The 12,016-nt window shown below is 51.6% G+C and carries 14 protein-coding genes; 9 read left to right on the top strand and 5 right to left on the bottom strand.

Going from position 1 to position 12,016, the window contains the following annotated elements; translation table 11 throughout:
* Both LBJ36_08075 and LBJ36_08070 read left to right on the top strand, forming a co-directional pair.
* Positions 1-182 (top strand): transposase (locus tag LBJ36_08075; protein ID MDR1378994.1); only part of this gene is annotated, 182 nt, incomplete at its 5' end.
* Positions 183-224: 42 nt separating this feature from the next.
* Positions 225-389 carry a hypothetical protein gene (locus LBJ36_08070; GenBank protein MDR1378993.1) on the top strand — a complete coding sequence of 55 codons (165 nt, stop codon included), beginning with the start codon at positions 225-227 and terminating at the stop codon, positions 387-389.
* A gap of 195 nt (positions 390-584) precedes the next feature.
* Here LBJ36_08070 and LBJ36_08065 read toward each other — a convergent pair whose 3' ends face one another.
* The 4 genes from LBJ36_08065 to mgtE all read right to left on the bottom strand — a co-directional run bounded on the left by LBJ36_08065 (position 585) and on the right by mgtE (position 4,146).
* The gene (locus LBJ36_08065; protein ID MDR1378992.1) at positions 585-1,349 is read right to left on the bottom strand and encodes a methyltransferase domain-containing protein; all 765 of its coding nucleotides are present in this window, start codon (positions 1,347-1,349) and stop codon (positions 585-587) included.
* A 105-nt stretch (positions 1,350-1,454) separates the two neighbouring features.
* Positions 1,455-2,417, bottom strand: a complete 963-nt coding sequence (locus tag LBJ36_08060; protein MDR1378991.1) for an ABC transporter permease — start codon at positions 2,415-2,417, stop codon at positions 1,455-1,457.
* Between the two features lie 165 nt (positions 2,418-2,582).
* The gene (locus tag LBJ36_08055) at positions 2,583-2,702 is read right to left on the bottom strand and encodes a MerR family DNA-binding transcriptional regulator (GenBank protein MDR1378990.1); all 120 of its coding nucleotides are present in this window, start codon (positions 2,700-2,702) and stop codon (positions 2,583-2,585) included.
* Between the two features lie 100 nt (positions 2,703-2,802).
* A complete protein-coding gene (gene mgtE / locus LBJ36_08050; protein MDR1378989.1) occupies positions 2,803-4,146 on the bottom strand; it encodes a magnesium transporter in 1,344 nt (447 codons plus the stop codon).
* 422 nt (positions 4,147-4,568) lie between these two features.
* Between mgtE and LBJ36_08045 the strand changes: the two genes are divergently transcribed.
* The 7 genes from LBJ36_08045 (at position 4,569) to LBJ36_08015 (ending at position 11,103) form a co-directional block, all read left to right on the top strand.
* Positions 4,569-5,495 carry a substrate-binding domain-containing protein gene (locus tag LBJ36_08045; GenBank protein MDR1378988.1) on the top strand — a complete coding sequence of 309 codons (927 nt, stop codon included), beginning with the start codon at positions 4,569-4,571 and terminating at the stop codon, positions 5,493-5,495.
* Between the two features lie 55 nt (positions 5,496-5,550).
* Complete coding sequence (gene pstC / locus LBJ36_08040) at positions 5,551-6,387, top strand: phosphate ABC transporter permease subunit PstC (protein ID MDR1378987.1); 837 nt, start codon at positions 5,551-5,553, stop codon at positions 6,385-6,387.
* On the top strand, positions 6,384-7,211 hold the full coding sequence (pstA, locus tag LBJ36_08035) for a phosphate ABC transporter permease PstA (GenBank protein ID MDR1378986.1): 828 nt from the start codon (positions 6,384-6,386) through the stop codon (positions 7,209-7,211). Before pstC ends, pstA begins: the two co-directional genes overlap by 4 nt.
* A complete protein-coding gene (gene pstB, locus LBJ36_08030; GenBank protein ID MDR1378985.1) occupies positions 7,208-7,957 on the top strand; it encodes a phosphate ABC transporter ATP-binding protein PstB in 750 nt (249 codons plus the stop codon). The genes pstA and pstB overlap by 4 nt, the downstream gene beginning before the upstream one ends.
* The gene (gene phoU, locus LBJ36_08025) at positions 7,957-8,613 is read left to right on the top strand and encodes a phosphate signaling complex protein PhoU (GenBank protein ID MDR1378984.1); all 657 of its coding nucleotides are present in this window, start codon (positions 7,957-7,959) and stop codon (positions 8,611-8,613) included. Before pstB ends, phoU begins: the two co-directional genes overlap by 1 nt.
* A gap of 42 nt (positions 8,614-8,655) precedes the next feature.
* Complete coding sequence (locus LBJ36_08020) at positions 8,656-9,324, top strand: response regulator transcription factor (GenBank protein MDR1378983.1); 669 nt, start codon at positions 8,656-8,658, stop codon at positions 9,322-9,324.
* Positions 9,325-9,399: 75 nt separating this feature from the next.
* Positions 9,400-11,103 carry a PAS domain-containing protein gene (locus LBJ36_08015; protein ID MDR1378982.1) on the top strand — a complete coding sequence of 568 codons (1,704 nt, stop codon included), beginning with the start codon at positions 9,400-9,402 and terminating at the stop codon, positions 11,101-11,103.
* 181 nt (positions 11,104-11,284) lie between these two features.
* Here LBJ36_08015 and LBJ36_08010 read toward each other — a convergent pair.
* Positions 11,285-12,016: hypothetical protein (locus LBJ36_08010; protein MDR1378981.1), on the bottom strand; the 732-nt coding region annotated here is incomplete at its 5' end.

The following is a 12,016-nucleotide window of genomic DNA, read 5'->3' as shown; positions in this document are numbered from 1 at the left end:
CGCAATGTGGCGCACGTCATGATCGTGACGTAAACGCCGCAGTCAATTTAAGAAAATACGCCGTGAGTTCCACGGTGTCAGCCTGTGGAGAGGAAAGCTCTGGCCGTCGTCGCGAGATGGCGGTGAAACTGGCCTCAGTGAAGCAGGAAGCCAACAGTAAACTTGCTCCTGATCATATTTGATCAGATTTATTCAGGTTTGCATAGGTTTGGCAGAACGAGCAGGTGGGATCGGCTCCTTTGGCGGGAACCTGTCTTTTTAAGGACACACGGGACAATATTTGTTCGAGGGAGGGGTTTGTGGAGATGTTCCGGGACAAAAAAGTCACATTGACGTTGCACGAAACCTCCGGCGCGGTCCTCTCTTGCCGTCCGGCGCCAGAAGATTGAAGGTTTAAATTGAAGGTTTAAATAGCAAGCAGGCAAAAGAAAGTGGTTATATGAGAATATTGATGATTGGAGGCAGCAATTTTATTGGGCCGATAGTCGCAACGCTAAAGATGTGCAAGTGTTATGTTGAGAATGTCGCTTTTGGTGTTGCTTTGGCTGCTCAAAATGGCATAGTTGGTGAAATGACGGTAAAATTCAAGACTGATCAAAACGTTTTCCTGCGCATACACCAAAGGCCATGTCCCGAATAAAAGGAGTATCGCTATCGCTCAGTTCTAATTGAAGTCTATCTTCCAAGGCGTCAGTATCCATTTCTTCTGCGGTCACAACACCGTGCGAAATCATACGAGGCGCCATAATTTTGGCGACCCATCCCAAATCACTACCGGATTCGCATGTGTGCAAAATTGCCTCTGCGCGTATTTGCAATATCTTTAGTTTTGCGTTTTTCATAAGAGAATACAACCGTCTCCCGATATGGATATCGCCCCCCTCTTTTGCCACGGTATCCCATATCCACGACTGCACCCTTGTATGCAACGGCATTGATAGAGCACAAAAAGAAGATGCCATGCAATCGCTTTCCTGGAAAACCATTTTCCCGGTCGCCGTTAAATGAGGAAGCAGGCAATCAATACCTTGGGCTGCATTGTTTAGGTACATCAAAATCCTGCGGCCAATTATCGCGTCAAATATACCGATGTCGTCGGGCAGTTCGGATATATCCGCCTGTACAAATTTTACTGTTGAGAGGCTTTTTTTCTCTACTGTACTTCTCGCTGCGACCAGGGCATTTTCAGAAATGTCAAATCCTACCACTGCTCCACTATCCCCCACAAGCTCCGATGCCAAAAAACTCAAATCGCCTGTGCCGCACCCTACATCCAGAACCCGCATACCTTTTTTGATACCACTGTCAGTAAGCAACCTCCAAGTAAAATCATCCCGTAGGTCATTCATTGTCTATCACGGTCTCTTTTTTTCGTATCTTTTCGTATCATTAAAAAACAAAAATGCGCCTTCAGCGAGCAGGAAGTCTTTCGGCCCACACCGTCAGAACCTTTGTCACCTAACGACCAAATCGCGCACACCTTTTTCGGAGTTGATCGCTATCGCCCCGATCAAAACCACGCCGTACACGATGTCCTTCCAGAACGCGTCAACCCCGGCCATGTTCATGCCGGACGAAATCGCCGTGACGGTCAAGACCCCCACGAGAGTTCTAAACACGCTTCCCTTACCTCCTGACATCAACGTGCCTCCCAGAGCCACGGCCGATATCGCCATCAGGTTTAGAGGATCTCCGATATTGGGAACGCTGCTTTTGAGTTTATAGGCGTACATTATTCCGGCGAGGGCACTGCCCAGCCCCGAATAGATGAAAGCGTATATTTTGGCTTTCGCCGTGTCGATCCCGGCCACGCGAGCCGCTCTCTCGTTTGCCCCCACGGCAAAGATATGTTTGCCCACAATGCTTTTTTGCTGTATGAAGAAAAAGAGCAGAAGCACGACAAGCGCGATCCAGCAAAGCATGGGGAAGTTCAGAAAGGGCCTCGACGCCCATAGGACCAAGCCACGACTCGGTATGGGAATGTTTTTGGAGCCTCCACCGGATTGAACGAGCGCTACGCATTTCCACACGCTCTGAGTGCAGAGCGTCGCGATGAAAGAAGGAACCTTGAACTTCGTCGTGATATAGCCGTTCGCGGCCCCGGCGACACCGCCCAGTAGGATCATGAGCGGAATGATCGAGTGACCGACGGTCGCCACATAGGTGCCCGTCAAAACACAGACACAGGAGGCCACGGCGCCGGTCGAAAGGTCAATGCAGCCCGTGAAAAGCACGAAAGATATCCCGACCGCCATCAAAAGCAGCGGCGCAGCCTCCACCAACATGTTCTGTACCGAATACATAGATAAAAATCGCGGATTCAGGGCATAAAAGGCTCCAATAACAGAACCCGCGCACAGAATATACGTGTAACGCGATACAGCATCCTTGACAAACAGCTTTATTTTTGAGCTCATTTTCATGTCCTATTCCATCATACCTACTCAAATCTGTCTAAATAGATTCAAAATCTTCTTGATAGATTTAAAATCCTCTTTATAGATTCAAAATCTTCTTTCTGATCATGGCTGGAAGCACCATGGCTGAAAACACGGGCGCAAGCAATCGTCTTGCGATACTCATTAGATTGAGCTCATATTGACACGCCCGACTTTCTCCCAACACCGTAGCGTTGTGATCGAAACGCCCAATATTTTAGATGCTTCACTTATGCTTACTAATATGCTTACTAACCTGTTCATAATTATGTATATTAACATAGATTTAATCATATTTCAAACGAACAGTTCATACCTGTTTCATACCCGTTCCTATAGGGTCCTCTAAGCGCGACTCGCTTCCTTAACGCATAAAGGTCTCCGCTACGCTGAAGTAGACGAGCAGACAACTGGCGTCCACCAACGTGGTGACTAAAGGAGCGGCCATCAGAGCTGGGTCAAATCGTAGAAGTTTGGCGAGAAGTGGCAACAGGCAACCTAGAGTCTGAGCCAGAACCACTGTGGCGAAAAGACTGGAGCCGACCGTTAGTCCAAGGCTAAGACTGCCGCTCACGAACCATCGGAACCCCACGTTGAAAACCCCCAACATCCCCCCCACCAGAACGCTAACTTGGGCTTCCTTCCACAGAATTTTCATCCAGTCGGAGAGATGGAGTTCCCCTACCGCTATGCCGCGAATGATGACGGTGGAGGATTGGGAGCCCGCGTTGCCTCCGGTGTCCATAAGCATAGGTATCGCCGCTATAAGAGCGGGGAAGACCGCGAAGATGTGTTCGTAGCGGGTGATGATGCTTCCTGTGAATACAGCTGAGATCATCAGGACCAAAAGCCAAAAGATCCGTTGCTTTGCCAGTTTAAAAATACCGGAGGTCAAGTAGGGTTCGTCCGAAGGCTCGATGGCTGCCATCTTATAGAAATCTTCCGTATTTTCCTTTTCTAGAACCTCCATGACGTCGTCCACCGTGATGATACCTACCAGGTGTTTCTCCGTGTCCACCACCGGCAGGGCGATCAGATCGTACTTCTGAAAAAGTTCCGCCACGTATTCGCGGTCGTCGCCGGTGGCGGCGTAAATCAGCTTTGTTTCCATGAGGTCCTCCACCCGCTCCGCGCTGTTGGCCAGCAACAGAGTCCGCACCGTGACAACGCCGTCCAGCGTTCGGTTTTTATCGATCACGTAACAGGTATAGATGGTCTCCTTGTCCATTCCCACTCGGCGGATGCGGGCAAAGGACTCTTCCACCGTCATTTCTTTTTTGAGGTCCACGTACTCCGTGGTCATGATGCTGCCTGCCGAGTCCTCCTGATATTGAAGAAGCTGATTGATCTGCTTTCGCGTGTCCTCGCTGGCATTTTTCAGGACACGTTTCACCACATCCGCAGGCATCTCCTCGATGAAATCCACCGCGTCGTCGAGAAAAAGGTCGTTGACGATGTGCCCCAGCTCGGGATCGGTTAGGAGTGCTATCAGGTTTTCTTTGGTCTCCGATGGGAGGTGAGCAAAGACGTCTGCCGCCGCGTCCTTGGGCAAGGAGCGAAACAGGACGGCCTGTTGTTCTCGGTTGAGAATCTCGAATTCCTCGGCCAAGTCAATGGGATTAGCGTCCGTCACGCGACGCTGCAACTCCTTGTGTTTCTTGGTTTTCAGCAGTTCGGCGATGCTTGGTTCCGCAACGTTCGTTTCCATAGGGAATACCTCCTTTTCGCCGAGGAGGCGCGGCACAGAAGGAAACCTACAGGCTAACGGATCACCCGAATTTTTCTCATTTTCCACGCGCGCGCACCGCCGCCGGTCAAAATTGAAATACAACATCGTGCGTATCTCTGGGTTGGATACGAGGGAGGCAAGTTGATACTTGGTCCTGCGTCCACGCGCGTCTCACCGTCCTTTGCGGGTAAGATAAAATCTATTATAACCTCTCGGCGGACAACAAGGAAGGGGTCAGATATCCTGGAGTCTCAGTTGTGCTTTTCCTTAAAGGAACCTGGCATTTTTTACACCGTTTTTACATGCGGCTTCGTTTAGTTTATACATGCTTCCTCTAATATTTCTTCCGAACAACAAATTCAGCACAACAAATTCAGCAAGGAAGGGAAGGAAGAGAAGAAATGAAAAGCATGAACATCATGAACATGAAGAAGGCGACAGGTGTACTGCTCTCTCTGGTGATGGTTGTGTCCCTATTGGCGGGATGCGGCTACGCTGCCACCGCTCAGGGCAGAGCCGCTGCTTTCGACAGGACTCAGGACATCGGGGTCGTGTCGCGGGAAGACGGGTCGGGAACCCGAGGAGCGTTTATCGAGCTTTTCGGCATCGAGGTCAGAAATGCCGACGGGACAAGAAAAGACATGACCACGAAAGAGGCGGTCATCGCCAACCAGACTAACGTCATGATGATCAATATCGCGGGGAACAAATATGGTATCGGCTACATCTCCCTGGGGTCCCTCAACCAGACGGTGAAAGCTCTGGATATCGGCGGCGTCAAGGCCACCGTGGAGAACGTGAAAAACGGGACATACACCATCGCCAGACCCTTCAATATTGCCACCAAGGGCGAGGCCGCAGGGTTGGCTAAGGACTTCATCGCCTTTATCCTCTCCGCCGAGGGGCAAGCGATTGTCGCTCAGGGTTACATTGCCGTCGGTGACAACCCTCCGGCCTACTCCGGCGGCAAATCCGCCGGTAAAATCGTGGTGAGTGGTTCTTCCTCGGTGACGCCGGTCATGGAACGCCTGAAAGAAGCCTATATCACCCTCAACCCCAACGCCGCCGTGGAAATCCAGCAGAGCGACTCGTCCGCGGGGCTGAACGACGCGATCACCGGAGTCTGTGACATCGCTATGACTAGCCGGGAACTCAGGGCCAGCGAACTGGAAGTTCTTTCCTCTATTCAAATCGCTCTGGACGGCATCGCGGTGATCGCGAACAACCAAAATCCCTTAACAAACTTGACGCAAGATCAGATCAAATCTATTTTCACGGGCGAGGCGACTCGATGGAGCGACTTGCCTCAATTAAGTAAAAGACAATAAGAGACAATAAGAGATCTGAAAGAAAATAAGAGATCTGTAAGAGATCTGAAAGAAAATGAGAGATCTGAAAGAAAAGCTGATGAGCGCCGTCTTCTTTGCCTCGGCGCTTGTCTCTATTTTCGCGGTGGGGTTGATCTGCTTTTTCCTGTTGCGGAACGGTCTTCCGGCAATAGGGAAGATCGGTCTTTTCCGTTTTCTGCTGGGTAAGGAGTGGTCTCCCTCCGACGTGCCTCCCGCTTTCGGCATTTTTCCCATGATTCTAGGGAGCTTGTACGTGACGGCCGGGGCCATTTTGATCGGCGTTCCGGTGGGAGTACTGTCCGCCATCTATCTAGCCAGGGTGTGCCCGAAAAAATTCTACCGCTTCATCAAACCCGGTGTGGAGCTTCTCGCGGGCATCCCCTCCGTAGTGTACGGTTTTTTTGGCATGGTGGTTATCGTCCCCATCACTGGGAACAGCATCTTGTCGGCCTGCGTCTTGCTGGGCATCATGATCCTGCCTACTATCGTAGCTATTGCTGAAAGCGCTATCCGCGCGGTCCCCGAATCCTATTACGAGGGCGCGCTGGCTTTGGGCGCTGGACATTACCGCAGCGTGTTTTTCGTGACCTTGCCCGCGGCGAAATCCGGTATCTTCGCCGCGATCATTCTGGGCATCGGACGGGCCATCGGGGAAACAATGGCGGTCATCATGGTGGCGGGTAATCAAGCGCGGATGCCGGTATCTCTGTTGAAAGGAGTTCGTACCTTGACGGCCAATATCGTCATCGAAATGGGATACGCCGCGGATTTTCATCGTGAAACCCTCATCGCCACCGGCGTCGTGCTGTTTCTGTTCGTTCTGGTCACCAACCTGAGCTTTTCCGCTCTCAAAAGGGGAGGAAAATTATGAAAAATAAAAAATTATCGGAGCTGTTCATGGCGTTAATCACCCACGGGGCTGCTCTGGTGACCTTGGGCGTTTTGTCGTTTCTCGTGATTTTCATTTTCGTCAAGGGTGTTCCTCATCTCACGCCGTCTCTTTTTTCCCCGTCCTATAACAGCAAGAACGTTTCTCTGACTCCGGCCCTGGTCTCCACCGTCTTGATGACCCCTATGGCCCTCGTTATCACGACTCCTCTGGGGGTCTTCGCGGCGATTTACCTGACGGAGTACGCCAAGCGAGGGAGCCGGTGGGTAACCTTGGTGCGGGTGACCACAGAGGCGTTGTCCGGTATTCCGTCCATCGTGTACGGGCTTTTCGGCAGCTTGTTTTTCGTTCTGTTCATGGGCTGGGGTTACTCCGTGTTGGCCGGGGTATTTACCCTGTCCATCATGATCCTGCCCCTCATCATGCGGTCCAGCGAAGAGGCACTGAAATCCGTTCCCGACGCCTACCGTGAAGGAGCCTTCGGGCTAGGCGCGGGGAAGCTGCGCACGGTCTTCAAAATCGTGCTGCCCTCCGCTATGCCTGGAATCCTGGCAGGCGTAATCCTGTCCACCGGCCGTATCGTGGGCGAGACCGCTGCCTTGATCTACACGGCCGGCACCGTGGCCCAGATTCCCAGCAACCCCATGCAATCGGCTCGGACCTTGTCGGTTCATATGTACGCCCTGTCCACCGAGGGACTTCACACGAACGAGAGCTACGCCACCGCGGTGGTGCTACTGGTCGTAGTGATCCTCATCAATATGGCGTCGGCGAAAATCTCGCGACGGATTGGAAACCAAGAATGAACTGCTTCGAAATTCGAGACCTCCACCTGTATTATGGAGGATTCCATGCTCTGAAAAATATCTCCATGGACATCGAGGCGAAAAAAATCACCGCCTTTATAGGACCCTCCGGGTGTGGAAAAAGCACGCTGCTCAAGACCCTCAACCGTATGAACGATCTTGTGGAGGATTGCAGGATAACCGGCGGCGTGCGACTTTTCGGCGAAGATGTGTATGGGGACATGAACGTCAATAGCCTTCGTAAGCGCGTGGGCATGGTTTTTCAAAAACCCAACCCTTTCCCCATGAACGTGTACGACAACATCGCTTTCGGCCCTCGCACTCACGGGGTCCGGTCGAAATACGAACTGGACGAAGTCGTCGAGGCTTCTTTGCGGAAGGCGGCGATTTGGGGCGAGGTCAAGGACAGACTGAAAAAATCCGCTCTGGGGCTGTCGGGGGGACAGCAACAACGCATGTGCATCGCCCGCGCTCTGGCCGTGGCGCCGGAGGTGTTGTTGATGGACGAGCCGACCAGTGCCCTGGACCCCATCTCCACCGGTAAAATAGAGGAGCTGCTGCTGACTTTACGCGAAAACTACAGCATTGTCATCGTGACGCACAACATGCAACAGGCCGTTAGAATCAGCGACAACACGGCTTTTTTGTTACTAGGGGATCTCGTTGAATACGGCGGGACTGAGACCTTGTTCGCTCTACCCCAAGACAAGCGAACCGAGGATTATATTACGGGGAGGTTTGGATAATGCGGCTCCGTTTTGACGAGCAACTATCGAAGCTAAATACGAGTTTGATCGAAATGGGTGCCCTCGTCGAGCACGCCATCGCCCGGGCGACGAAGGTCCTGGAGGAGCAGGACGTGGAGGCGGCGCGACAGATCATCGCTGGAGACGAAGCGATCAACGAGCAGGAACGCGACATCGAGAGCATGTGCTTGAAGCTGTTGTTGCACCAACAACCGGTGGCTGGAGATCTGCGTCAGGTGTCAACGGCGCTCAAGATGATTACGGATATGGAGCGCATAGGAGACCATGCCGCGGATATCTCGGAACTCTGCGTTTACCTGGCCGGCCAAACCTACATTAAGAAACTGGAGCACATTTCCACTATGGCGGCCGGCACCATCAAGATGGTGAAGGAGAGCATTGACTCCTTCGTGAAAAAAGACCTGGCTCTGGCCCAAGCGGTCATCGCTTATGACGACGTGGTGGACGACGTGTACTCGACGATCAAGAAAGAGTTGATCGGGCTGGTGCACGAAAACGTGGAAAATGGAGAACAGGCCTTTGACCTATTGCAGATCGCGAAGTACTATGAGCGCATAGGAGATCACGCCGTGAACATCGCCGAGTGGGTTATCTTTTCGATTACGGGAAAACACAAAAATAAACAAGTGTTGTAGAGTTCAGGGCATAAGGGAGGGTACATTCTGCAAACAATATACGTGGTTGAGGACGACGACAACATCCGGGATTTGGTCTCCTATGCCCTGAACTCTGCGGGTTTCGAGACCACGGGGTTCGCGGAGGGGGAGCGTTTTTTCGCCCAGATCAAAACGGTTCTACCCTCCTTGGTTTTGCTGGATATCATGCTTCCGGGGAACGACGGAATCTCCATCCTCAAAAGCCTGAAGGCGTCGGACCACACCAAGTGGATCCCGGTCATCATGCTCACTGCGAAAAGCGCCGAGCACGACAGAATCAGGGGGCTGGACCTGGGCGCGGACGACTACATCACGAAGCCCTTTTCCGTGATGGAGGCCATCGCTCGGGTAAGGGCCGTATTGCGCCGAAGCGAAGCGGAGGAGGAAAGGAGAACCTCCGGGAAGATGGAAGTCGCCGGGGTCGTTTTGGACAACCGCAGGCGCACCGTGCGCGTGGAGGGCAAGGAAGTGATCTTGACCTATAAAGAGTTCGAGTTGCTCCATTACCTGATGATGAACGAAGATATCGTGCTGAGCCGGGAGAAGCTTCTGGACCAGGTGTGGGGGGTTGATTACTGCGGCGAAAGCCGAACGGTGGACATGCACGTGAAATCTCTACGCCAAAAGCTCGGCAAGGCGGGTGGCATCATCAAGACCGTGCGCAATGTGGGGTACAAAGCGGGAAAGTAAAAAAATAAAAAGAAAATAGAGGCGGGAAGCGAACACGTGAAAAAACGAATTTATGTCAGTATGTTACTTTTGGCCATGAGCGGTGTTTTGGTCACCTCTTTTGCGCTCTGTGCCGTTTTTTATGGTCAATTTGTCTCCGCGGTACAAGCGGGGGTCAGAGAGCGCGTGGAATTCTTCAAAGACGGCTCCTCCGTAGCGGCGATAGCAGCGTTTCCATCCGTATATTCTATGGGATATTCTATGGGATATTCTACGGGGCGTTCCGTGGACATGAATGACTTGCGCGTTTCCGTCATAGACCCGGATGGGACGGTGGAGTACGATAACACCGTCCAAGCGGAAAGCCTACCGAACCACTTGGATCGGAAAGAAGTGCAAGTGGCCCTCGAATCTGGCGTTGGGGAGATCAAACGTTTCTCCTCCACGCTGAGGGAGGAAACGTATTATTACGCGGTTAGGCTCTCGGACGGCAAAATTTTGCGCGCGGCGAAAACCACCAGGAGCGCTTTCTCAATGTTCGGTGGAGCGTTGCCCGTCGTTGTCTGTGCAGCGCTGGCTATTGTCGTCGCCGGCAACGTCGTCGCCGGGAAACTGACGAACCGCATCGTAGAACCCATTAATGAGGTACAGGTCGACACAGTGCTAACACCACCTTACGAGGAACTGTCCCCTTTCGTCCGCGCGATAACGGCACAACGCGGGCGCATTATCGAGCAACTGGAAGATTTACAAAGGAAGACGGACACCATCGACGCAATCATGGACAACATGAGGGAGGGCGTTGTTCTCGTCGATGGGCGGGGAATCATTCTTTCCGCCAACAAAAGCGTTTTACGTATTTTCGGAGCCGAAACGGCAAAAGAGTCGGCCCCGAAATCAATGGCCCCGAAATCAATGGAAGGAAAAAACATTTTGGAACTTCTGCGAGATATCGACCTCCTGAAAAACATGCGGAACGCTCTCTCTGGTCGCAGCGGAGAAATGGACTTGGAGCGTTCCGGCCAAACATACCGCGTGTATTTCAGCTCCGTGAGCCACAGCGGTGCGATTATTTTGTTTCTGAACACCACGGAACGAGCTAAGGCAGAGAAAATACGCCGCGAGTTTTCCGCCAACGTTTCCCACGAGCTAAAAACACCGCTTACGAGTATATCAGGTTACGCGGAGATGCTCGTGAACGGTATGGCCAAGGAGGAAGATCGGTCTTCCTTCGCCGAGAAAATTAAAGACGAGGCTACACGTTTGATCGCCCTGGTGGAGGACATTATGATGATCTCCGAGATGGTTGAGGGGAGGTCTCTGGAGACCATCGAGGACGTGAACCTGGCAGCCGTCGCCGGAGAGGCCGTCGATGCGCTGGCGTTAAAGGCCGAGGAAAACGAAATTTCCGTGACCATAGATGTGCCCGTGGCGGGAAAGGAGGCTGTCCTCAAGGCAAACCGCGCCATGATCTACGAAATGTTTTATAATCTTATCGACAACGCTGTCAAGTACAACAAACCAGGGGGCGCCGTGAAGGTGTCGGTCGGTAGAGACGAGAGGGATGACGGGCGCGTCACGGTGTCCGTTTCGGACACGGGCATAGGGATTCCAGAAGAAGCGCAGGCCAGGGTATTCGAGCGATTTTACAGAGTGGATAAATCTCGGTCGAGAAAAACGGGGGGGACAGGTCTGGGGCTCGCGATCGTCAAGCATATCGCCCTAGCCTGTAACGCAAAAGTGGTGTTGACGAGCCGCTTAGGAGAAGGAACCACTGTGACGGTGAACTTTGGAGTCTAAACTCCGAAAAATGAGCAAAATGATCTGAGAAATGATCTGAGAAATGACTGGCGCCAGTTTTTTATTTCACAAGACCATCGCTTGGCCTCGCTTATTTCACACTTGACCGCCTTATTAAACACCAACCAGCCAAAGGCCGTATGATTGCGTGTATATTTCGCTGTTTGAGCTTGAACGTTTATTAAAGCGTTTTCGTATCCGGTAATTTAATCCACTCTCCGAATATTTCATTGTATGAATCGGGGTAAAATAAAATGTAGCCACCTGTGGGATAGAATGTCAGCTCGCCAATATAAATTCTGTCAAGAATGTTGTATAAATCCACACGCAAAAACGGCATACCCTGGGACAGGATTTCGGCAATTTTTATCATCTCGCTCAAAACTTTGGGTCGGGGAATGATATGATTCGGGTCATTGGGGTATTCTATCTGTAACGGAATAAAATTCCAATCTGGTGTGTAAACATTGATCTTGGGTTTAATAGATCGGTCAAAAACAACATATAGGACGCGAACCTTTCCGTCGAAGCAGAAAAATTTATAATCATTGATGTTATAACCCAAGCATTCTTCAGCGAAGATGCAGGGCTTTATATCTCTGTATACATACTCCCTCCCGCGTGTGTAATAATTCTTCGCCAAACTTTTTGTGAGCTTCTTTCTGGCGGCTTTGGCGTCGAATTTCGATTTATCGGGAACAAGTACGACTGTTCCGCTGTCGTGATTGGTCTTGAGCACAAAAGAATCGGGCAGATTCGAAAAATCGATTGCGTCGAAACAGTCCCATTTACCGTACACCGCAGGTAAAAAACTGTCGGGATATTCGTAACCTCTCTCACTCAATTCACGACAAATCCACTCCCTCGCGGCGTATTTGTCTGCCATTTGCGTATATCCGGGCTTACGGTTGTA

This window comes from Synergistaceae bacterium (genome assembly GCA_031267575.1).
Taxonomy (GTDB): domain Bacteria; phylum Synergistota; class Synergistia; order Synergistales; family Aminobacteriaceae; genus JAIRYN01.
This window is presented reverse-complemented; position numbering and strand designations above follow the sequence as displayed.

Bases quoted from the DNA above. Each gene is read 5' to 3' on its own strand.
- LBJ36_08015 (MDR1378982.1), top strand. From the start codon at position 9,400: ATGAGCGGTGTTTTGGTCACCTCTTTTGCGCTCTGTGCCGTTTTTTAT.
- LBJ36_08060 (MDR1378991.1), bottom strand. From the start codon at position 2,417: ATGAGCTCAAAAATAAAGCTGTTTGTCAAGGATGCTGTATCGCGTTAC.
- LBJ36_08065 (MDR1378992.1), bottom strand. From the start codon at position 1,349: ATGAATGACCTACGGGATGATTTTACTTGGAGGTTGCTTACTGACAGT.
- pstC (MDR1378987.1), top strand. From the start codon at position 5,551: ATGAGAGATCTGAAAGAAAAGCTGATGAGCGCCGTCTTCTTTGCCTCG.
- pstA (MDR1378986.1), top strand. From the start codon at position 6,384: ATGAAAAATAAAAAATTATCGGAGCTGTTCATGGCGTTAATCACCCAC.
- phoU (MDR1378984.1), top strand. From the start codon at position 7,957: ATGCGGCTCCGTTTTGACGAGCAACTATCGAAGCTAAATACGAGTTTG.
- pstB (MDR1378985.1), top strand. From the start codon at position 7,208: ATGAACTGCTTCGAAATTCGAGACCTCCACCTGTATTATGGAGGATTC.
- mgtE (MDR1378989.1), bottom strand. From the start codon at position 4,146: ATGGAAACGAACGTTGCGGAACCAAGCATCGCCGAACTGCTGAAAACC.
- LBJ36_08045 (MDR1378988.1), top strand. From the start codon at position 4,569: ATGAAAAGCATGAACATCATGAACATGAAGAAGGCGACAGGTGTACTG.
- LBJ36_08055 (MDR1378990.1), bottom strand. From the start codon at position 2,702: ATGAACAGGTTAGTAAGCATATTAGTAAGCATAAGTGAAGCATCTAAA.